Annotated in this window: 18 protein-coding genes and 4 tRNA genes; 1 reads left to right on the top strand and 21 read right to left on the bottom strand. The window is 46.3% G+C overall.

The genetic code is table 11. The annotated features are described in order from the left end of the window. Nucleotides 1–5 precede the first annotated feature (5 nt). The 19 genes from GT1_RS06350 to GT1_RS06260 all read right to left on the bottom strand — a co-directional run bounded on the left by GT1_RS06350 (nt 6) and on the right by GT1_RS06260 (nt 21,017). Nucleotides 6–932 carry a dihydroorotate dehydrogenase gene (locus GT1_RS06350; RefSeq protein ID WP_188398027.1) on the bottom strand — a complete coding sequence of 309 codons (927 nt, stop codon included), beginning with the start codon at nt 930–932 and terminating at the stop codon, nt 6–8. Then, entirely contained in the window at nt 926–1,693 is a 768-nt protein-coding gene (locus GT1_RS06345; RefSeq protein WP_188398026.1) for a dihydroorotate dehydrogenase electron transfer subunit, read from the bottom strand. The genes GT1_RS06350 and GT1_RS06345 overlap by 7 nt, the downstream gene beginning before the upstream one ends. Next, a complete protein-coding gene (gene carB, locus GT1_RS06340) occupies nt 1,686–4,907 on the bottom strand; it encodes a carbamoyl-phosphate synthase large subunit (protein ID WP_188398025.1) in 3,222 nt (1,073 codons plus the stop codon). Before carB ends, GT1_RS06345 begins: the two co-directional genes overlap by 8 nt. Nucleotides 4,908–4,909: 2 nt before the next feature. Beyond that, nucleotides 4,910–5,986 (bottom strand): glutamine-hydrolyzing carbamoyl-phosphate synthase small subunit, encoded by a 1,077-nt coding sequence (carA, locus tag GT1_RS06335; RefSeq protein ID WP_075755730.1) that lies wholly within the window; start codon nt 5,984–5,986, stop codon nt 4,910–4,912. Then, a complete protein-coding gene (locus tag GT1_RS06330) occupies nt 5,983–7,272 on the bottom strand; it encodes a dihydroorotase (protein ID WP_075755731.1) in 1,290 nt (429 codons plus the stop codon). The genes carA and GT1_RS06330 overlap by 4 nt, the downstream gene beginning before the upstream one ends. Further along, nucleotides 7,256–8,212 carry an aspartate carbamoyltransferase catalytic subunit gene (locus GT1_RS06325; RefSeq protein WP_188398024.1) on the bottom strand — a complete coding sequence of 319 codons (957 nt, stop codon included), beginning with the start codon at nt 8,210–8,212 and terminating at the stop codon, nt 7,256–7,258. The genes GT1_RS06330 and GT1_RS06325 overlap by 17 nt, the downstream gene beginning before the upstream one ends. Nucleotides 8,213–8,557: 345 nt before the next feature. After that, a tRNA-Leu gene (locus GT1_RS06320) sits at nt 8,558–8,643 on the bottom strand. A 106-nt stretch (nt 8,644–8,749) separates the two neighbouring features. Further along, nucleotides 8,750–8,835: transfer RNA gene (locus GT1_RS06315), tRNA-Leu, on the bottom strand. Nucleotides 8,836–8,991: 156 nt separating this feature from the next. Next, a tRNA-Leu gene (locus tag GT1_RS06310) sits at nt 8,992–9,077 on the bottom strand. 113 nt (nt 9,078–9,190) lie between these two features. After that, nucleotides 9,191–10,825 carry a peptide ABC transporter substrate-binding protein gene (locus GT1_RS06305; RefSeq protein WP_223226086.1) on the bottom strand — a complete coding sequence of 545 codons (1,635 nt, stop codon included), beginning with the start codon at nt 10,823–10,825 and terminating at the stop codon, nt 9,191–9,193. A gap of 162 nt (nt 10,826–10,987) precedes the next feature. Then, a complete protein-coding gene (locus tag GT1_RS06300; protein WP_223226085.1) occupies nt 10,988–11,566 on the bottom strand; it encodes a lytic transglycosylase domain-containing protein in 579 nt (192 codons plus the stop codon). Nucleotides 11,567–11,621: 55 nt separating this feature from the next. Next, on the bottom strand, nt 11,622–12,227 hold the full coding sequence (gene coaE, locus GT1_RS06295; RefSeq protein ID WP_188398021.1) for a dephospho-CoA kinase: 606 nt from the start codon (nt 12,225–12,227) through the stop codon (nt 11,622–11,624). 14 nt (nt 12,228–12,241) lie between these two features. After that, nucleotides 12,242–13,066, bottom strand: coding sequence for a bifunctional DNA-formamidopyrimidine glycosylase/DNA-(apurinic or apyrimidinic site) lyase (gene mutM / locus GT1_RS06290; RefSeq protein WP_188398020.1), 825 nt, complete (start codon nt 13,064–13,066; stop codon nt 12,242–12,244). A 15-nt stretch (nt 13,067–13,081) separates the two neighbouring features. Then, nucleotides 13,082–15,724, bottom strand: coding sequence for a DNA polymerase I (gene polA, locus GT1_RS06285; RefSeq protein WP_188398019.1), 2,643 nt, complete (start codon nt 15,722–15,724; stop codon nt 13,082–13,084). Between the two features lie 304 nt (nt 15,725–16,028). After that, nucleotides 16,029–17,243 (bottom strand): L,D-transpeptidase, encoded by a 1,215-nt coding sequence (locus tag GT1_RS06280; protein WP_188398018.1) that lies wholly within the window; start codon nt 17,241–17,243, stop codon nt 16,029–16,031. Between the two features lie 109 nt (nt 17,244–17,352). Next, a complete protein-coding gene (locus GT1_RS06275; protein WP_188398017.1) occupies nt 17,353–18,495 on the bottom strand; it encodes a nitrogen regulation protein NR(II) in 1,143 nt (380 codons plus the stop codon). A 429-nt stretch (nt 18,496–18,924) separates the two neighbouring features. After that, complete coding sequence (locus GT1_RS06270; protein WP_075755740.1) at nt 18,925–19,506, bottom strand: MerR family transcriptional regulator; 582 nt, start codon at nt 19,504–19,506, stop codon at nt 18,925–18,927. Between the two features lie 625 nt (nt 19,507–20,131). Next, entirely contained in the window at nt 20,132–20,764 is a 633-nt protein-coding gene (locus GT1_RS06265) for a hypothetical protein (protein WP_188398016.1), read from the bottom strand. A 167-nt stretch (nt 20,765–20,931) separates the two neighbouring features. Beyond that, nucleotides 20,932–21,017 (bottom strand) — tRNA-Leu (locus GT1_RS06260). A 168-nt stretch (nt 21,018–21,185) separates the two neighbouring features. Here GT1_RS06260 and GT1_RS06255 point away from each other — a divergent pair. Then, nucleotides 21,186–21,917, top strand: a complete 732-nt coding sequence (locus GT1_RS06255) for a M48 family metallopeptidase (RefSeq protein ID WP_188398015.1) — start codon at nt 21,186–21,188, stop codon at nt 21,915–21,917. Between the two features lies 1 nt (nt 21,918). On the opposite strand, the gene GT1_RS06250 is transcribed toward GT1_RS06255, so the two are convergent. Together GT1_RS06250 and GT1_RS06245 are read right to left on the bottom strand one after the other, a co-directional pair. Next, entirely contained in the window at nt 21,919–22,371 is a 453-nt protein-coding gene (locus GT1_RS06250; protein WP_075755743.1) for a C-GCAxxG-C-C family (seleno)protein, read from the bottom strand. Between the two features lie 94 nt (nt 22,372–22,465). Continuing rightward, the gene (locus GT1_RS06245; RefSeq protein WP_075755744.1) at nt 22,466–22,966 is read right to left on the bottom strand and encodes a hypothetical protein; all 501 of its coding nucleotides are present in this window, start codon (nt 22,964–22,966) and stop codon (nt 22,466–22,468) included. Nucleotides 22,967–22,971: the final 5 nt, after the last annotated feature.

Here is a 22,971-nt window from a genome sequence, read left to right as displayed (position 1 = left end):
TGATTTTAGCCGCAGTTGACTTTGCCGACAAGCTGGCTCACTTGGTTTAAACCGCGCTCGATAAGATAATCTCTGATGCCCCCGGCTACCTCAACAGCTGCGTACGGATTAACAAAATTGGCTGTGCCAACCGCTACGGCACTGGCTCCGGCCAGCATAAATTCAACGGCGTCAGCTGCAGTCATAATTCCACCCATACCAATAACCGGTACTTTGACGGCGTTGGCTGCCTGCCACACCATGCGTACTGCCACCGGTTTAACTGCCGGCCCGGAAAAGCCGCCGACAATGTTGCCAAGCACAGGCCGCCAGGTATGGATATCGATAGCCATTCCCAGCAGGGTATTAATGAGCGAGATGGCATCCGCACCGGCAGCTTCCACCGCTTTGGCCATAAGGGCAATATCGGTAACATTGGGTGAAAGCTTGGCGATAACCGGCAAAGTAGTCTTTGCTTTTACTTCTCTCACTACCTGTGCCGCACTATCCGGGCAGGTACCGAAAGCAATGCCGCCTTGCTTGACATTAGGGCAGGAAATATTTACTTCCAAACCGGCTACCCCTGTCTTGTCAAGCCTTGCCGCCAATTGCCCGTATTCTTCCACCGTATTGCCTGAAATGTTAACAATAACAGGCACATCATATTGCACCAGTCTGGGCATTATGGTGTGGATAAATTCCTCCACACCGGGATTTTCCAGACCAATAGAGTTGAGCATCCCTGCCGGGGTTTCCGCCATCCGCCGGCCGCTGTTGCCGGCCTTCGGAGCAAGGGTTGTGCCTTTAACGACTATGGCACCTACCTGGTTCAAATCAACAAAATCGCTGTATTCCAGACCAAAGCCAAAGGTTCCTGAAGCTGTCATAACCGGTGTCTTCATTTTTATCCCGGCAATATTGACAGCAAGCATATCATTTACATTGCTCACCATGCCACCTCCTCGGCCCAGAAAACCGGGCCGTCGGTGCACACTTTGTGACGTTTGCCGCTGGTACCGGCGCAGGTACAGGAAAGACAGGCACCAACACCGCAGGCCATATATTCTTCCAGTGAAACCTGACAAGGAATCTTGTATTTTGCAGCAATGGCCGCCACACCCTGAAGCATGACATGCGGTCCACAGGCATAGATGACATCAAACTTTTCTTTTTCTAATAGTCCGGGCAATACATCTATCGTAAAACCGCGGTAACCGATACTGCCGTCATCTGTTGTAATATGTATATTGGGGCAAACCCCGGCATACATATTGGGCCAAAACAGCTCCTGTTCATTGCGTCCGCCCATCAATATAGTAGCCGGCCGGGAGCAAAAGGCTTTGGCCAGCATAACAAGCGGCGCCAGCCCCATACCGCCCCCTACCAGGAGGGGGCGCTGGCCTGTCAAGGTAAAACCATTGCCCAGCGGTCCCATGCAATCGACAGTATTTCCTGGCTGAAGCTTAGTCATAAGCATTGTCCCACGACCAATAACCCGGTAAATGAGAGTCAGTGTGCCGTTAGCAGCATGGCAATCGGCAATGCTGAGCGGCCGTCTGAGCAATGGATCAAGCTGGTCTGTCAGCCGCAGGTGGACAAACTGACCGGGCCGGGCAATACCGGCAATTGCCGGAGCAGTCACAATCAATTTAAATACATCGCCGGCAATAACGCTATTTTCAATTATCTGAGCCAGTACACAGGTTTTAGCCACGGGTTGTTTCTCCTCCGCCTACATAGTCCTGCAATGCCAGTACATAAAGGAATTTGCCCTGACGCATGATACTAAGCACATCAAGTACGGCGCTGGCCGTGTCCATCGAGGTCAGGCAAAGCAGGGAATGCTCCACAGCCGCCCTTCTGATTTTGAAACCGTCGCTTTCAAAATCCCGTCCTTTAGTTAAAGTATTAATAACCATATTGATTTTTCCAGCCTTAATCATCTCAATGATTTCCGGCTGTTGTTCATGGAGCTTAGGTACCTCGCCTACCGTTAAACCCTGTGACCGGAGATACTTAGCCGTACCGCTGGTTGCAATCAGTTCATAGCCCATTTGGACAAACTCTTTGGCGATCTCGGCAGCCTCAGGTTTATCTTTATCAGCCACTGTCACCAGTACTGTACCCTCTTGCGGTATATTCATACCTGCACCGACAATTCCTTTATAAAGCGCTCTGGAATATTGATAATCAATTCCCATAACCTCACCGGTGGATTTCATTTCCGGTCCAAGCGAGATATCCACATGCTGCATTTTGGCAAAAGAGAATACCGGTACTTTGACGGCAATATAGTCTCTGAGTGGCAGCAGTCCGGGAGTGTATCCCAAGCCTTTCAAGGTCTCGCCTAGAGCTATACGGGTTGCTACGTTGACCATTGGTATATCGGTAATTTTGCTTAAGAACGGAATTGTCCGGCTGGATCTGGGGTTTACTTCGATTACGTAAACTTCTTCATCAACAATAACATACTGAATATTGATCAGGCCTTTTACTTTAAGTCCCTTGGACAGACGCCCGGTGTAGTCGATAATGGTGTCAATGACCTTAGGCGACAATGTTTGCGGCGGGTACACCGCGATACTGTCACCGGAATGGACGCCGGCACGTTCGATATGCTCCATGATGCCAGGGATCAGAAAATCCTCGCCGTCAGCGATAGCGTCAACCTCTACCTCTGTGCCTTGCATATAACGGTCAATCAGCACCGGATGCTCTGGCGAGGCTTTTACGGCACGCACCATATAATCTTTTAACTCGGTTTCATTATAGACAATTTCCATAGCCCGCCCGCCCAGTACATAGGAAGGACGGACAACAACCGGATAGCCGATACGGGCGGCTGCTGCCGGCGCCTGAGCGGCAGCGGTGACTGTAGCGCCCTGGGGGCGTGGAATATTGAGTTCTTCTAAGAGGGCTTCAAACCTTTCCCGGTCTTCCGCTCTGTCAATCCCTTCCACACTGGTGCCAAAGATCTTGACACCGGCTTTTTCCAGCGGTCCGGCCAAATTGATGGCCGTTTGACCACCGAACTGAACGATGACGCCCTCAGGCTTTTCTTTATCAATAATATTTAATACATCCTCCGGTGTCAGCGGTTCAAAGTACAGGCGGTCAGAAGTATCAAAATCTGTTGATACGGTTTCCGGATTATTATTGATAATAACCGACTCAATGCCCATCTCGCGCAGTGCCCAGACAGAATGCACCGAGCAGTAATCAAATTCGATGCCCTGGCCGATACGGATGGGGCCGGAACCCAGTACTACAACTTTGCGTTTATCGGTTGTTGTTACTTCATCTTCCTGGGCATAGCTCGAGTAGTAGTAAGGCGTAACTGCTTCAAACTCACCGGCGCAGGTATCCACCATTTTATAAGTTGGCACAATGTTAGCCTCTTTGCGCATCGTCCGGATTTGGTATACCGTTTTACCGGTAAGCTCGGCAATGGTTTTATCCGCAAACCCCATTTTCTTAGCGCGAAGAAGCACTGCGGGTGATAATTCTTGGCTGATTTTTCTTTCCATCACTACAATGTTTTCAATTTTGTCCAGGAAAAATTTATCGATAGCGGTTATGGCGTGAATATCCGCCACCGTTATGCCGCGGCGCATAGCCTCGGCAATAACAAAGGCCCGCTCGTCATTGGCAGACTCAAGTTTTTCGATAATTTCCTGATCGCTAAGGCCAATCAATTCCGGAATGGATAAACGGTTAAGACCAATCTCCAAGGAACGCACAGCTTTTAATAAGGCTCCTTCAAAATTACGGTCAATGGACATAACCTCTCCGGTAGCCTTCATCTGGGTGCCGAGAGTCCGGTCGGCAAGGTTGAATTTATCAAAAGGCCAGCGGGGAAACTTGACTACCACATAGTCAATGGCCGGTTCAAAGCAGGCTTTAGTTTTTCCGGTTACCGCGTTGGTAATTTCGTCCAGGGTGTAGCCGATTGCGATTTTTGTGGCTACTTTGGCAATCGGATAACCGGTGGCTTTAGAAGCCAGCGCACTGGAACGGCTTACCCGGGGATTTACTTCGATGACAATATATTTACTGCTGTTAGGGTCAAGCGCATACTGGACATTACAACCGCCTTCGATGCCCAGCGCGCGGATGATTTTAAGTGACGCGCTTCTCAGCATCTGATATTCATGGTCCGAAAGCGTCTGTGACGGCGCTACAACAATACTATCACCGGTGTGGATGCCGACAGGGTCAAAGTTTTCCATATTGCATACCGTAATGCAGTTATCGGCCGCATCACGAATAACTTCGTATTCTATTTCTTTCCAGCCTGCTACACTCCGTTCAATCAGCGCCTGACCAATCAGACTGTATTTCAGCCCTCTGTTTACTGTATCAATGAGTTCTTTATCATTATAGGCAATGCCGCCGCCAGTTCCTCCCAGCGTATACGCTGGCCGCACAATAAGCGGATAACCAATTTCCTGCGCAAACTTGAGCGCACTGTCAATATCTTCAACAATGGTGCTTTCCGGAATGGGCTGACCAATTTCTTCCATAGTGGCTTTGAATAGTTCCCGGTCTTCCGCTTTTTTGATTGCGTCAAGCGGTGTCCCCAGGAGCTTAACCTGATATTTGTCCAGTACGCCATTTTCTGCCAGTTTTACCGCCAGATTAAGTCCTGCCTGGCCGCCTAACGTAGCTAACAGCCCGTCCGGACGTTCTTTTGCGATAATTTCCTCTAAATATTCAGGAGTAAGCGGTTCAATATATACCCAATCGGCAATATGGGTATCTGTCATAATGGTAGCCGGATTACTGTTTACCAGCACCACTTCAAAACCATCTTCTTTCAGCGTTTGGCAGGCTTGTGTGCCGGCATAGTCAAATTCAGCCGCTTGGCCAATGACAATTGGTCCTGAGCCGATTACCATAATTTTGTGCAATTTGTCTTTTTTCGGCAACGTTAGTTCCCCCTTGCCTTATTTGTTTCCTGGGCTAAAAGCTTCATAAAATCGTCGAACAAGTAGCTGCTGTCATCAGGGCCTGGTTTGGCTTCGGGATGATATTGCACCGAAAAAATAGGCAAACTATTATGCCGCATGCCTTCGATGGTTTCATCATTAACCGCCCGGTGAGTTACTGTTACGTCAATTTTGCCGAGCGAGCTGTCATCAATGGCATAGCCGTGATTCTGTGAGGTAATATATACCCTGTTTGTTGCCAGGTCTTTGACCGGCTGGTTGGAACCGCGATGGCCAAACTTTAACTTATAGGTATCTGCCCCTAAAGCTAAAGCCAGGAGTTGATGCCCCAGACAAATGCCAAATATCGGTTTTTTGCCGATTAACTCCCGTACAGTATCCACCGGCGCATTTTTAGGGTCGCCAGGCCCGTTGGATAAAAATACACCGTCAGGATTAAGAGCCAATATTTCTGCCGCCGGAGTATGAGCAGGCAGTACCGTAATATCGCAGCCGGTGTTGGCCATCGTGTTCAGGATATTACGTTTAATACCGAAATCCATAACCGCGATACGCGGTCCATTGCCTGAAATCCGATAAACTTCGTTTGTCGTGACTTCATTGACCACATCATCACAAAGCGGTCTTCCCAACAGCTCAGCAATTTCGCCTGCCGTAGCATCAGCCGTTACAATCACGCCTTTCATAGCCCCGTGTGAGCGTATCCGTCTGGTAATTGCCCGGGTATCAACATCATAGATGCAGGGAATATTCCGGGCTTTCAGGTAAGCAGCCAAAGAATCTTCCGCCTGCCAGTTACTGGGCTGATGGCAAAGTTCGCTGATGACAAAACCCCGTACAAACGATTGTCTGGCTTGTTCGAATATATCAGCCACACCGTAATTGCCGATTAAGGGATAGGTCATTGTTACGATTTGTCCGCAATAGGACGGATCTGTCAATACTTCTTGGTAACCGGTCATGCCGGTGTTGAACACTACTTCTCCAACTGTGTTAGCAGCAGAAACCAGCATCCCTTGGAAAACGCTGCCGTCTTCCAATATCAGTTTGCCAATCATTTAAGCACCTCGCCGTTTTGCATAATTATACTACCGTTCACTATAGTAATTAGCGCTTTGCCCTTAAAATTCCTGCCTTCAAATGGAGAATGTTTGCCTCTTGTATAAAAATTTATGCAATTAACATCCCATTTATATTCAGTATCGATAATCGTTATATCTGCCGGAGCGCCGACTTTCAGCACACCGCTTTCCAGTCCGAGGATTTTTGCCGGAGCATATGACATTTTATCAATCACTTCCATCAGTGTCAGCTTTTTGGTGTGATAAAGTCCTGTCAGCACAACACCAAGCGCTGTTTCCAGTCCGGCAAAGCCACTGGGCGCATAACGGAACTCAACATCTTTTTCCTCAAAAGCATGGGGAGCATGATCGGTAGCAATGGCATCCAGGGTTCCGTCCTTCAGTCCGGCAATCAGCGCTTCCCTATGGTCGGCCGACCGGAGCGGCGGGTTTACTTTGAAAGCGGTGTTAAAACTCTTCAGTTCTTCATCAGTCAGGGTCAGGTGATGTGGTGTTGTTTCTGCCGTCACTTTTACGCCCCGCCGTTTAGCCTGCCGGATAATCTCAACCGCCCCCTTACTGCTTACATGGGCAATATGAATGGGCGAATTTGCATATTCTGCCAGCATAATATCTCTGGCAACCGCAATGTCTTCAGCGACGGCCGGCCGTCCTTTTATTCCCAGCATGGCCGATACGGCACCTTCATGCATATAGCCTTCGCCGGCAAGTTCTTCGTCCTCCGAGTGGGTAATGACCGGACGTTGAAACATACCGGTATACTCAAGACCGGTTTTTAACAGCCGGGTACTGTCCAAATGACCGCCGTCATCAGAGATGGCTACCGCCCCGGCTGCAATCATATCACCAATTTCGGCAAGCTCTTTGCCTTCCAGGCCCTTACTTAAGGCACCAATTATTTTAAGGTTCACTACACCTTCTGTTTGGCCGCGCTGAATTAACCCGGAAACCAGAATCGAATTATCAACAACCGGCTTGGTATTAGGCATGCAGGCGACGGTAGTGAAGCCACCGGCCGCGGCTGCCCGTGTACCTGAAGCAATATCTTCTTTTGCCTCCAGGCCTGGTTCCCGCAAGTGCACATGCATATCAATAAGACCAGGAGCCACAACTAAGCCGGCGGCTTCAATAACTTGCCCGCCATCGGCTGTGAGGTTTTGCCCGATTGCCACGATCTTACCCTGTTCAATCACAATATCGCCTGTCATGTCCATCTGTTCAGCCGGATTTATAATGCGTCCACCTTTAATTAGCAGCTTCAATGTGAGTCCCTCCCATCAATACCAAGAATAACAACGCCATTCTAACTGCCAGTCCGTTCTTTACCTGCTCTTGTATCGCCGACTGCTCCCCGTAGGCTACATCAGGCGCAATTTCCAGGCCGCGATTCATCGGACCCGGATGCATCAATAGCGCATCCTGCTTGGCGAGTGCCAGCCGTTTCGCGTTAACACCAAATATGCGGGCATATTCGCGTGCCGACGGGAACAATCCCTTTTGCTGCCGTTCACGCTGAATCCGGAGTACATTCACGACATCTGCCTGATCCAGCGCATCTTCAACCCGGTGGTGTACCGTGACACCCACCTGTTCCAGGCCGCGCGGCAACAGGGTTTGTGGTCCGGCTACATGAACCTCGGCTCCCATTTTCAGAAGACCCCAGATATTAGAACGGGCTACCCGGCTGTGAAGAATATCGCCGACAATAGCCACTTTAAGGCCGGCAATATTGCCTTTATATTGCTTTATGGTAAACATATCCAAGAGACCCTGGGTCGGATGCTCATGCGCGCCATCACCGGCATTGATGATTACCGGTTTAGCGATATTGGCAGCAAATTGCGCCGAGCCTTCGGCTTCATGGCGCATGACGATAATATCTACTCCCATGGCTTCGACGGTTAGCAGAGTGTCACGCAAGCTTTCCCCTTTGGCAACACTGCTTGTGCTTGTCGATATGTTAACAACATCTGCTCCAAGATACTTGCCTGCCAGCTCGAAAGAAGTACGGGTCCGGGTACTGTTCTCAAAAAATAAATTAATGATGGACTTGCCGCGCAGTGTGGGCGCTTTCTTGATATCACGATCGATGATGTTTTTCATTTCTTTTGCAGTATCGAGAATCAGGTTCATTTCGGCTGCGGACATGGTTTCAAGACCAAGAATATCCTTGTTTCTCAGTGATACATGGGCTTTAATCATTACACACTCTCCCTTCGAATGTAAAAAAACTCCCTGCCCCAAGGAGCAAGGAGTTATAACTAACCACGCCGGATAAAGCCTTGGCGTTTTGGCAACAACATCCTTGCAGACCTCACGGGGCCAATTTAAAGGATAGTATTTGTTATTATTAGGCATAATAAAAGCCTTCTTGGCACGAAAAGCGCGCAAGAAGACAAAATTCCCTACTACCATCCCCTTGCCAGCCTCACAGGACCAACTTAAAGGCCATATGCTTATTGTATAAATAATAACAGAGTTCGCCGAGGCTTGTCAATAGATAACTAAAAAAGCCTTTGAGATAGTCTCAAAGGCTTTTTTGCTTTTTGGTGCGGTTGGTGAGACTTGAACTCACACGCCTTGTGAGCGCCACCCCCTCAAGATGGTGCGTCTGCCGATTCCGCCACAACCGCGTTGTTTATTGTAGATAGAGGATGTTCTTCGCTCCACTCAGAACTAAGCGACTCACACAGGTTCTTACTTCGCCTGATGGCTTGCAACAACCTGGTTCGCTGCTTATGGTGCGGTCGAGTGGATTTGAACCACCACGAGGTTGCCCCCACTAGCTCCTGAGGCTAGCGCGTCTGCCGTTCCGCCACGACCGCATGTTATGTTATCCAACAACTGAAATTATACGATAAATGCTTCGGTTCGTCAAGAAATTTTTAAAGGATGTTCCTTGCTACCGTTTGGAACTAAGCGACTCACACAGGTTCTTGCTTCTCTAACGACTCGCAACAACCTTGTTCGCTGCTTATAGATGGTGCGGTCGAGTGGATTTGAACCACCACGGGGTTGCCCCCACTAGCTCCTGAGGCTAGCGCGTCTGCCGTTCCGCCACGACCGCATGTTGTGATATATATAGGTTCTCTGCTTATCACTGTTTAACGCAACATAATGTATATTATCACAACAATAAATCATCGTCAAGCTTTTCCGTCAAGAATTTTATGTCGAGCATTATTTAGTAATCGTAAAACCCCATTGCCAGGCATTCCACATATTGCCTGAGGGGGTTGGATTAGGCTGATAGTTAGCTACCGACGTTTTTACCGCATCAATATTTCCCCGGAAGAACAGCGGAACAACCGGACAATCTTGACGAATAAAATCCTGGATAAGAAAATAGATATCTTTTCTGGCCGCAGTATCGACTGTTCTGACGCCAAGTTCAGTAAGCCTATCCACTTCAGGATTACGCCAGCCGGGATAATTTTGCCCTGTATACGCGTTAGCGGCACCGGGGATCTTACGGGAATGCCAAAGGTTGGTATTGTCCGGATCAATACCGGCCATCCAGGCATATAAGGCTGTTTCAAACCGCCTGTTTTTCAAAACCTCACTGAAAAACACCTGTCCTTCAACAGGCCGTACTTCTACTAAAACACCAATTTCCTTTAGTTGTTCAGCAATCTTTTGGGCAGTCTGCTCCCGTTGCCGATTGCCGGTAGGAGTGGTCAGCGAAAAAGCCAGCTTCTTATTTTCTTTGGTCATAATTCCGTCAGAGCCGGGCTGCCAGCCTGCCTGTGCCAGTAAATTGCGCGCGGTATTAATATCTTTGCCGGTTGGCTGCTGCATAGGATTGTAGGCCCAGGACAGCGGCGACTGGTCAGCATAAGCTGGGCTGGCAACACCTTTGAGCACATTGGTAATAATGGCTTGCGGATCAATGGCAAGAGCAATGGCTTTGCGCACCCTCACGTCCTGGAACAAAACATTATCAAGATTAAAATCCATGTGCTCCCAAACCATAGTGGGCGCAATGACTGTCCGTATTCCGTCTAGCGCCTTTACTTGCTCCAGATGTGAAAAGCCAATATTACTGGCAATATCCAATTCTCCAGTTTTCAGTTGGGTAAGCAGCAAATTTGCGTCAGGAATAACTTTATAAACAATACTGTCTAATACCGGTTTACCACGGTAATAACTGGTGTTAGCCTCCAAAACAACAGCTTCTGCTATCTGCCAATCCTTAAACTTGAAGGGACCGGTACCGATGGGAGCCCGGTTAAAGGCTGCTTTATTAATATCACCTGCGTTTTCCAGCCTGTGTTTTGGCAATATGGTGGTAAACAGCGTCAAATAAGGCGCATAAAACTCTTTGAATTTGATAACAACCGTGTATTTGTCCGGAGTCTCAATATCACTGATCTTATCATAGCCATCCCGCCATACAATATTTACTTTGTGGTTCATGATAAGCTGCCAGGTAAATTTAACATCTTCGGCAGTAAATTCCATGCCGTCATGCCACTTAACCCCCTGGCGCAAGCGATAAGTTATTCTCAGTCCGTCAGGAGTAACCCCGCCGTTAGCCATTGTGGGCACATCCACAGCCAGGTCCGGCAGCCATTCGCCCTTATCTCCGGTAATTACCAAACCACTAAAGAGCAGTCTGCCCACTTCAGCAGTAGATAAAAAATCAGAAAGAAGTGGATTTAACGTGTTCGGTTCCTGTAAACTGCCATACTTTAACTGTCCACCCTGCTGAACAGCTATCTTTTTGTTCTCAGACGGCAGGGACTGTTTGTCGGAACCGCACCCGGCAGCAACTACCGTCAATAAGGTTAAAAGTAAAATCATTAACTTACGCATTTGTAGTACATTTCCCCTCATTACCTGCTAATACATCTAGATTTTGCTTCATAGGGACTCTCAGTTTTCACAAACGGGAGCTAAGACTGTTTATAACCCCCTGGATAAGGGCGACTAACCTTCTGATGGGGTTTTAAAACCCCACCTGAAGCTAAGTCTGCTTTATCGGCCATACAATTCCTGATAGCGTTTTTTGTTATGCATTACTTTTTCTACATACTCTCTGGTTTCCTTGAAAGGGATCTGCTTTATATCAGCAAAATCTTCCGACCAGCCGTACCGCTGCATCCATTGCTTCACATTGCCCCGTCCGCCGTTATAGGCTGCGAGATACAATACTTCATTGTCGTGAAATTCTTTTTTTAATGAAGCTAAATACCAAGTACCAAACCGGATATTAATATCCGGATCAGTAAGATCGGCTATCATAAATTTTTCATGGTTAAGCTGTTCGGCAATCCAGCGGCCAGTATCAGGCATAATCTGCATCAGTCCCAAAGCGCCTTTCGGCGAGCAGGCTTCAGTAATAAACTTACTCTCTGTTTTGATAACACCAGCCACTAAAAACGGATCAATATCCTGTTCTAAGGCATACGTATATATGGCTTCCTGGTATAAAAACGGATACAAAAATTTTTTTTGAAACCAGTCGCCGGTGTATGCCGTATATATCCCGGCGACAGTTAACAAAAGACCGATGAGCAGGACTTTAAACCAAGTCCGGATACGCAATAAAATCACTCCGCACTAAAAATCGCTGTATTAAAGATATGTTTGGTTGGTAAGAAAAATACCGTCAGCTTTGTTGCAAAAGCTTTATCCTCTGCCAGGCTGCAAGCACCTGTGCTTTGGTATTTTCAAGAGTGCCGTTATTGTCAATAATAACGTCCGCATAATTCAATTTTTCACGCAAAGTCATTTGTGCCTGGATTCTTGCCACGGCATCTTCATAACTAATATTGTCACGCAGTTTTAGCCGGGCAAGCTGAGTTTGTTCGTTAACAAAGACCACCCAGACACTATTTGTTTTGTGATGCCAAGCCACTTCGATTAATAACGGCGCATCAAGCACAGCTACCGTACAGCCATTCTGCTCCGCCCTAATAATGGCAGCCATTGTTTCGGCCTCAATACGCGGATGGGTGATTTGTTCTAAATCAAACCGTGCCTGACTGTCAGCAAAAATAATTTGCCCTAAACGTTTGCGGTTGATTTCCCCGCCAGGCTCAATAATACCGTCGCCAAACCGCTTAATAATTTCCTGCCAGGCCGGCTTTCCGGGAAGAGTAACTTCCCGCGAAAGTTGGTCGGCATCAATAATAGCTGCCCCCAGCTTGCCGAGCATTTTGCTTACCGTACTTTTGCCGCTGGCAATCCCGCCGGTTAATCCAATGACATACATAAGGCTTCCTCCGGTTACTTCTGGCAATTAGGACAATAATGAGTGCCACGCCCCCCTACTTCTTTGCGGGCAATAATAGCGCCGCAGCGATGGCAGGGTTGATTGGCACGACCATACACATGGAGGTGGTGCTGGTGGCTGCCGCTTTGGCCTGCACCATCGCGATAATCGCGAAAAGTGGTGCCGCCATGGGAAATTCCGTCAGCGATAACCTGGTTTATTGCCTGGTAAAGATATTTTGCTTCAGTTTCATTAATACTGCTGGCTATTCGGTCAGGGTCGATGCCGGCAATGGCCAGCGCTTCATCAACATAGATATTTCCCAGACCGCCAACCAGCTTCTGGTTTAATAACACCGGTTTAATTTTAGCCTGGCGTTTTTTCAGCATACCGGCAAAATACTCCAGGGTAAACTCCTCGGACAGCGGTTCCGGCCCCATGGAAGCCAGACCGGCAATGCGCCATAATTCAGCCTGAGGCATCAAATATAAAGTTCCTAAAGTACGTGTATCGGCATATAACAGTGCATCGCCATTATCAAGGAAAAACAGGATATGCGTAAATTTATCATATTCTCTTCCCGGGGCTATATAATACAAACGTCCGGTCATTCGTAAATGAATAACAAGCACCAAGCTGTTGTCAAGGTAAAACAGCAGATATTTACCCCGCCGTACCAGCTTTTCAACTGTCCGGTCAGTGAGTACCGCCTGAAATTCTGGTGCTGTCGGCCACTTGATCAGGCGCGATAATTTTATATCAACACGGGTAATTTTCCGCCCTTCAATCTTATTAGTAAGTGTCCGGCGAATTGTTTCAACTTCTGGCATTTCCGGCATGGTACACACTCCCTTTTATTTGGCCTGAGCCCAATTACTGCCGGTCTTTACTTCGGCTACCAGCGGCACATCAAGTTCTACTGCCTGTTCCATTGCTTGTTTCACAAGCGCTGCCACCTGATCAAGCTCGTTTTCTGTTACTTCCAATACTAATTCATCATGAACCTGCAGCAATAGCCGGCTTTTGAGCTGCTTTGCCTTCAGTGCGGCATACACCTCATTCATGGCAATCTTGATAATATCGGCAGCTGCTCCCTGAATAGGGGTATTCATAGCTGTTCGTTCGGCAAAGGAGCGCTGATTAAAGTTGCTGCTGTTAATATCCGGCAAATGACGGCGCCGCCCAAACAAGGTCGTGACATAGCCATCGCGGTGAGCACCGGCAACAACTTCATCAATATATCTTTTCACACCTTGATAGTTAGCAAAATAACTTTCAATGTAGTAACTGGCTTCTTTGCGGCTGACACCAATATCACGCGCCAGCCCGTAATCGCTTATGCCATAAACAATACCGAAATTGACGGCCTTGGCTCTGGCCCGCATCTCCGGCGTAACTTCCACCATCTCTATACCAAAGACTTCCGCTGCTGTCCGGGTGTGTATATCCTGATTATGGCGGAACGCTTCCAGCAAACTGGCATCACCAGCCATATGGGCCAGTACTCTGAGCTCGATTTGCGAATAGTCGGCAGACATAATATACTGGTAGCCTTCGCCGGGAACAAATAATTCCCGGATTTTCCGCCCAATATCGGAACGGATAGGAATATTCTGCAGGTTGGGCTCAGAGCTGCTCAACCTGCCGGTTGCCGTAACCATTTGATTAAAGGTAGTGTGAATTCTGCCTGATTCAGGATGAATTAATCCTTCCATACCATCAAGATAGGTTGATTTAAGTTTGGTCAGCATACGGTATTCCAGCAGCTTATCAATTAGCGGGTGCTGTCCTGCTAATTTTTCCAGTACCTCTGCGTCAGTAGAGTAACCTGTTTTTGTCTTTTTAATAATAGGAAGCTTGAGTTTTTCAAATAAAATAACGCCCAACTGCTTGGTGGAATTGACATTGAATTGTTCATCAGCCAACAGGTAAATTTCATCGATCAGCTGATCTACTTTACCGGCAATACTTACCGCCATCTCCCGCAGGTAGCTGCGGTCAACATTAATACCGGCAACCTCCATCGCTGAAAGAGCTTCGACAAGCGGCATCTCAACTTCCTCAAACAGTTTGTTCAAGCCGGTATTTTTAAGTTGCGAAGCAAGTACTGCTTGCAACTGTCCGGTAATACCACTGGCCCAGGCAGCAAACTCCGGCTTCAACGGCAAGTTTTTGTCTCCGGCAGGTAAAATCACATTTTGCTCCAAATATTTTTTGGCCAAAACATCCAGCGGATAAGCAGAAGCCGTAGGGTCCAGCAAGTAGGCGGCAATCAGGACATCTGTTACTTGAGCCTGCACCAGCGTCCCTCTTGCCTGACAGGCATTATACAGCTTTTTAGAATCATAGGCAACTATCGTTACACTGCTGTCGGCCAACAAGTCAAAAATGCCGTCCCAGCCTTCTGCCTCTGCGGGAATGTAGACGGTTTCTTCAGCACAAGTGAGAGCAAGGCCAATAAGTCCGGCTAATGGTGAGTGTCCTGGCGATACCGGATAGCAGCTCATGCGCCCCTGTTGCCTAACCTTGGCACAAACGGCAGCAACCTCTGCCCGGCTGGTGGCGATAGCAGGCGCACTTAGCTCAACAGCCGGCGATTGAATCTCGCCGGCATCCCTGCTGCTGATTCCCGGAAACAAGGTGTCCACTTTTGCCAACAGGGTTTTGAATTCAAATTTAGCAAACAATTCTTTTACAGTCTGCGTTTCTGGATGAATACCAAAATTTTCCGGGATAAACTCCATATCCATGTTGCAAACAATAGTAGCCAACTGTTTTGATAAAATTGCCTGGTCGGTAAATTGACGCAGATTTTCCTGCAGTTTTTTGCCTGACACCTGGTCAATATTGGCTAAGACATTTTCCAGTGAACCGAATTGGGCCAGCAGCTTTCCTGCCGTTTTTTCGCCAACACCGGGTACACCCGGTATGTTGTCAGAGCTGTCTCCCATCAGACCTTTCATATCAATAATCTGGGCCGGAGTCAAACCGTATTTTTCTTTGAGCGCAGCCGTATCCATGGTTTCCATATCTGAGATGCCTCTTTTGGTAAGCAGCACCTTGGTCTCCGGCCCGATAAGCTGGAGAGCATCACGGTCACCGGTTACAATAAGCACCTCATAGCCTTGTCTGGAAGCCTTTGCTGCCAGTGTGCCGATAATATCATCGGCTTCAAAGCCCGCCTCTTCAATTGTCGTGATGCCAAACGCCTGTAACAGCTCGCGAAGCAAGGGGAACTGTTCGGACAGTTCTCCGGGAGTAGCCTGACGTTGAGCCTTGTACTGTGAGTAAGTTTCTGTCCGGAAGGTCACCCGTCCTTTATCAAAAGCCACCGCTAAAAAATCCGGTTTGTAGTCTGCCAGCAATTTTACAAGCATGGTTGTAAATCCATATACCGCATTGGTATGCAGCCCGTCAGCTGTACGCAGCATTGGCAGCGCATGAAATGCCCGATGAACCAGACTGCTGCCGTCAATTATAATAAATCTCTGGGGCATAAGCCCACCACCTTATATTCTAATATTGTCCAATCTACTTTTATTGGCTATTAAACACAAAATCCCTTCTCTATTTTCCTAAATACCTGCTAACATTATGTAATAGTTTGCTAAAGAAAACACAGCTTGCGCCGAGCCTTTGGCGAAAGCGGAAGCCGATGCTGCCCTTATCCTGCTTTTAAGAAAGTTATACTTTCTGTTAGGATAAGAAAAACGTTGCCACGCTACTGCTTGCCATGACAAAGACCGGAGGTCATGGCAAGTGTCAACGTGACAACGCTATGGGAGGTTATATTAATTTGCGTTAAGGATAAGTAAGCTCTAAGGTCTTAGCCGCTTCATTCAAATACACATAAGCATCAAAGTAACGATTTATATTCGTAATTTTAATGTAGGGCACTGCTGCGACCATCTCAACCGGAACATTAACACTCTGCCCTTTATCGTTGATGGTTAGCTTATGTTCTTTTTCATTCCATTCAAACTTATGTTCCATCATTTCTGCTAACGAGAGCGCCGGTACTGCCAAAATCCCCTGAATTCTAAGCACTTCCATATTCACCGGTTGTTCGTTCAAAAAAACCTTTAATTTATCAAAATTCCAGGAATTTTCTTCTGAGTGCCAGCTCTGCTCACCGCTAAACAACGCTGCTATACTGGCGGCTGAAACAAATACCATACTGCCACTGGCAATGCCTGGTACACTGACTGCTTCATTCCGGGCAGTTTTAGTTTTTTCATCCCAGTGTATTTTCTGTTTCAGCGCCTCGGCAAGTGAATAAAGGGGAATGTAGGGAACTTCCTGCACAATCAGCCCGCGTGAGGTTAGCAGACTGCCATTCACTCTAATAGGAAATGGTTTGGCGATAACTACCTGCTTGTCACTGGGTTTGTTGAGTATATTTCGCAGAAATTCATCACTGACAAAATCGTTTAGGTAATAGGTATTAAGCTTGTTTCTTATATCCCGCACGGTTATACTGCCATAATTATAGACATCAGGATATACTGACAGCAATATCTGGCCGGTGGTATTTGTCCGGACCTTTATTCGGTCATAAGTGATCCGTACCGGTGTACCATAGCTCACCTTGTCAAAAAGCTCTTCCACATCTTCTTCGTACATACGAATACAGCCATTAGATACGGCTGTTCCGATAGACCAAGGCGCGTTTGTACCGTGAATGCCATAGGTATGCCAAATTCCTATCCACCTGTATCCCAGCGGATTAGCCGGGCCTGTGGGCACCACTATCCCCTTCTGATCCGGCGGATACCAGGCAGGATTTACTTCCTTGCAAATAATAGAATAATTCCCAAGCGGAGTTGGGGTAGCCGGCTTGCCGATAGCTACCGGAAACTCCTTCAGCAAATTATCTCCCGAGAATAATTCTATTGTCCGGCTGGGCAAATTCACGATAAGACTTGGTGCAACCAGCTCGGCACTCGGTTTGGCATAGCCGATAGATACTGTTAGCAACAAAAACACATACAGCCACAAGGTAACCCGGAGTAACACTTAGCATCCCTTCTTCACATCGTTTTTTGTAGCAATATCATAATATGAAGAATGCAGGCTCAGATATTACCCCTTAAGCCAGCCTTTAACCTATAATTTTTTAACATACTTACTGAAGATTAAGTATCTGTTGGTGTACCACCCGTAACCGCCGGTGGCGTTCGTCAACAATCGGAAGATAGATATGAATCTGTGCACCTGTATTGCCAGCAGGTAATGGATTGATATTGATAAAGCCACCATGTTCACTAATAATCCGGTGAGCTACCGGCAACCCCAGTCCCATATGTTCAAGTTTTGTGGTATAAAACGGTTCGAATACCCGGGACAAAATTTCCGGCGAAACGCCGGAGCCTGTATCACCGATGGCGATGACAAGCATACTTAGCTCAGAGTTAATCCAGGATTTTACTGACAGTACGCCCTTGCCTGGCATTGCTTCTATGGCGTTTTGCATAATGTTAACAATAGCCTGTTTGATTAAATTACTGTCAACACTGAGCAGCGGCAGATCAGCAGCCAGCTGTTTGTCAATGTCAATCTGTTCACCACCAAGCTGCTTGAAGGTCAATAGCAAGGCTTCTTCAATGACGCGGTTTATGTTGATGCTGTTTTCTTTGTTCACAGGCGGCTTAGCAAACAAAACAAGGTCTTTTACCACATTATTGATGCAAGATACCTCATCCAGCATCATCTCCAGCACATCACGCCCCACCGTATATTGATCATCTTCCAGCCGGCCGAGCATTACCTGCAAATACCCGCTTATGGTTGTAAGAGGAGTCCGCACATGATGAGCCACTCCGGCTGCCAATTCGCCTAAAGACATAAGCATCTGCGTTATCTGTATCTGCTTTATCGCGGCCCGTACGGCAGATAAGTCCTGGATAATAACAATTAAGCCGTTTGTTTCCCGGGCAGCGCCTCTAAGCCTTAGTGTATCAATATGAACATAAACAAACTGATCTTTGACTTTTAGCTTTAAATTTGCAGTATGTAAATCCTCATATTCATCCATATGAAATACCTGCAAAAACTTTTCACCATGATGTTTAAATACATCGTCTACCCGTCTACCTATGGATTTACTCCTGTCAATACCACAAATCTTTTCTGCTTCACGATTGAGATTTTTCAACTTAAGCTCATTGTCTATGAAAATAATTCCTGTGGTGGTTTCAAAAGAATCTTGACAGTCATCCTCTCTGGGTAAGTACACTACGTTATTATCGAGAGCTTCTGCCGCAGACATTGTCGATCGCCTCCTAGTGACCAGCTTTACCTTTGGTGCTGTTAAACATTCTTGTAAATTATTGTAATTCCTGCTAAATTAGCCTAATTAGTTTTCGTAAAAAACCGACACTTTTTCAAGCTTCCTTGTCGAAATTAATAGCTGGAAACCAACAACCCTTGACCTGCTTACGGTTGGAGCGCCGCCTAATTCGACACGATGACTTATTTACCTATGGTTATCCTGCTTATTATTCAACATAATTAGGGCTGACATTTCACTTAATTTACAATATTTGTAATAAAAAAACACTAAATTACAAATATTTCCATTTATATTTTAACCTGCAACAATAGTAAAAGGCAGTGTTCCGGGCAAATTATGCCTTGGCTCACTGCCTTTTACTTAGCAATATATAATATCCAAAAGCTATCGTATACAATTCTTATTTTAGCTAAATAATCGCTGCCAGAATGATTTTTGCTTGGTGGGTTCTTTTTCTTCCGCCAGTTGTTGCAACCGGGCATCTACCAATTGAAAATGTTCGGTGAGTTCCGCTTCCATACGCTCCTCAAGTTTAGAAACTTCTTGCCTTAAATCATGCAATTCTTCCTGCTGTCCGTTTACAATACTAATGGTAGCTGCAATTTGCTGTAAAGCCTGGTTTTGTGAAGCAATAACCGCCATAATGGTAGAACCTTCAACCTGAGCTATTGGCGATAAGGCTTGCGATTGGACCAATTCTTCCTCTTGCGGAGCTGTTGCGCTGCCGTCCTGCGATTCGGCATCGACTTCAATAAATCTTGCAAACCGCCTATTGAGATCACGAGCAATGTCATCTGCATTTTTATTTTGGTGCATACCTTTCGCAATAGCCTGGAACACTTCAACGGCTTCAGGGTAAAAACGTTTCTTTTTCCCTTCGCCGGTAGCCGGCAAATAATCCATAAATAAATCGCGATAATACCGTAAAGTGCTTTGCGGAATACCAATTTCCTGCGATATGTCTTTGATGCTAAGCAATTCTGTCATAAAACCACCCTCCATGTTTTTGTAGTTGCGATTATATTCGCGCTTGCAGGGTGGTTCTCCTGCTATTTTTATGAATTAATGTAAAAAAATACCAAAAATAAATTTATATTCATTTCTTATGAGAATAATGCCAATAATTTATAAGCCGTCAAGTAAAAAGAAGGCCGGAAACAAAATATTGTTCTCTAGGGGATATACGCAGAACAAGGCATCCATATTATGAATGCCTCGTTCTGTTCCCTAATATCTCGTTGTGTTTTGGCGTAAGGCGAAATTACTTAGCAGGTCGGGCTGCAGTCATCATTACAGAAGCAGAATAGCAACAGAATAATGATAATTATTATAAAGCAACCACCAAAGCCGCCTCGACCTCCAAAGCCGCCGAATCCGTTAAATCCCATATGTGCGCCTCCTATCCACAAAGTAAGGGGTATGTTGTAATCTATGAATGGCTGAGCAATTTTGCTACAAAAAAACGTTCATTTAATTCGTGCCGAATTGAAGCCGGAAATAGAAAAACCGCACCCTGCAGGATGCGATCCACTTATACCATCTTTGTTTTCTAATGAATATACCGGTACCGTACGCAATGTAACGGTAAAAAAAGGCAATGGGTAATATTTGTCTATTTTTGGAAACCATTAGCCATTAAAATACTAACCATGCACCAATAAACTATTAATTCGGACAGCTCTTCTAATACCTGCGAATACGGCTTGAGCAATAAAATTAAATTTCTTTCAAAAATAAGCTGTGAAGCTATGGCGGCAATAATTAACAGAACCCCATCAATCGTCGATATGTAGACTTTTTGTTTAATATGCTCCCAGTTGAAATTGCGCCACAGTCCGATTAGTGTACTAATAATGATAACCGTAAGCACCGGATACACATACCGGCCATACCAAATTGCATGAATCGACGGAAACGTAGGGCCATCCGGTCCGGTAGTTATCGGCTCAAAAAATACCCGTCCCCAGCTCAATTCTCGCCCAACCATCATCAGCCAAACAACTATCATCCATAAACACAAATTATGAATTTGTCTATCATCGCGGTTATGATGCGCCAACCTCCAAGATAAGAATGCTCCAAAAATAAGAATAGCCACCTGTGAATTTTCTATCAGACCGTTTTCCCAGCCACACCACTCCGGCAGTAATAAACCAAGAGGAAATAGCAATACTGCCAGAAATAAAGATACCCAGGTTGTCGGGAATATCTTCCGCGTAAATAATTGCTTCTTTTGTATTGACATTGAATTACTCCTTCAGTGTTAACCAGCTTATTCATAGATAATTTACTAGTTAACGTATAAGCCCCTTTTTCAAAAAAAAATAATTAAAGCCACTCCAAGCAATGCTGAGAGCGGCTTATTTCGTCCAAAAAAATTCAAATAAATGTTAAAATAGTTTTTGATTCAATTGGTGCCCGGGAAGGGACTTGAACCCCCACGTTGTTACCAACAAAAGATTTTGAGTCTTCCGCGTCTGCCATTCCGCCACCCGGGCATTTATTATGTTTATGTCCTATAGCGGACATTAGTTATAATACCACCTGCATTTGTTATTGTCAAGTAAGTTTTTTACCATGAAAAAATAACTCTTCCTAGAAAAGGACAATCTGATTTTATGGCAAATATATAATTTTGATTTACTACTATCACAAAGGAATTAACTATGCCGACAATTAAACTCAATGACCGTATAATTACTTATTCACTGCGTCTTGATAAACGCCGGAAAACCATTCAATTGCGGCTGCTCCCTACTGCTGTAGTTGAAATCGCAGCGCCGGGGAAACTCACCGCTGATGAAGTTAAGCAGATTCTGACAAGTAAAAGCAGATGGCTTACAGGCCGGCTAAACAAACAAGCGGCACTTGCCGCCAACCCTGTGAACCAGACGCTGACACCCGGCTCTCAACTGCTGTACCAGGGCCAGACTTACACTCTTGTTGTTTTGCCTGGCAGCAATAACAAGCCGGAAGTAATAATAAAGCCCTCGGAAATTCTCGTAAAGCTGCCTGCACCGAGGATGGCCGCAGAGCATTCTGTCACTACCGAACAAATACTAAAAGCCTGGCTAATAAACCAGGCTGGTGAACAATTTCTTGTCAGAACCAAGCATTGGGCGGCATTAATTGGCGTTCGCCCGGTACGTATAACCATCAGAGATCAGAAAACCCGCTGGGGTAGTTGTTCAAGCCTTGGCAATATCAACTATAACTGGCGAGTCATCATGGCTCCGCCCCGGGTAGCTGATTATCTGATTATTCACGAGCTGTGCCATTTACTGGAGCCCAACCATTCTGTTAAGTTTTGGAATGAAGTCAGAAAGTTTGCTCCTGACTATCAGGAATGCCGCAAATGGCTCACCGATAACGGCAAAGTTTTATGTCGTATCTTTTAAACTATCCCTTTGTTGCCAGCTCTTTCTCCTGGATATATTTCAGCAGCAGTTCGGCGGTATTACCGGTAATTTTAAGGCAAGTACGCCGCTGCTCCTGAGTGCCGAATTCATGAGGATTGAGCACCCGGCAACAGGCGGCGCCAAACTTTTCGGAAAAGATGCCATGGAAATCATGGGAGCTGCTGTAGATAGGACCGCGGCTTTGCTCCTTATTGTCCCGGCCCTGGAACATTCCCAATACCATGGTGGCGCCTGAAAGAGCGCCACACATACAGCCGGCATGACCAAGACCACCGCCGAAGCCTGACGCCATCTTTAAAGCCTCATCAGAAACATCTAACTGATAAAAGTCACGAAAAGTCCTTACAATAGTCTCAGAACAATTGTAGCCTTCTTTGAAGTTTTTCCCTGCCAGTTCTTTGATGCTTAGATTATTTTGCTCTTGTTCGCTCATAATTTGTTTCCTCCGTTCTTCTATTTAATACTATACTTTCTCCTGACGCACCGAAAAACCTCTGCCTGGTTGACATTGGCAGAGGTTTTTTTCGTTACTTGATACGTTGTGCCACCCAATATGCCAATATGCCTCCTACCCCGCCGGTAACCAACTGCGGCCAGCTCATTGCCAGCATAATGCCTGCGGCCACTTTCGGGGAAATCGCGATAAAAGTAAGCAGCCAGGCAAATATTCCGTATAAAAGTCCGCTTTTACCCAAGGTTGCCAGAACAATGCCAGGAATACGGCCCAACTGACGACCGGCTAAAAACAGGAGGATGTATGCCGCATTGCCTAGGGCAACTGGTAAAATGAATACCGGCAAAGGCAGCTGTCCCTGAAAATAAGCCACAACCGGGGCTATTGCGGCAATAATGAGTGCAGGCCACAAACCGGCTTTTTGTGCAGCAATAAGCAAGGAAGCATTAACCAAGCTGCCAATAATAAACATTGATAAAAACGGCGGCAAGGGAATAAAAAACCGCAGCGACTGAAAAATCAGGGTAAGCGACAATAATAATGCCGTTCTGGTAATAATCCGGCTGTCAGACATGAGTA

This window comes from Sporomusa sp. GT1 (assembly GCF_014634905.1).
GTDB classification, from domain to species: domain Bacteria; phylum Bacillota; class Negativicutes; order Sporomusales; family Sporomusaceae; genus Sporomusa; species Sporomusa sphaeroides.
This window is presented reverse-complemented; position numbering and strand designations above follow the sequence as displayed.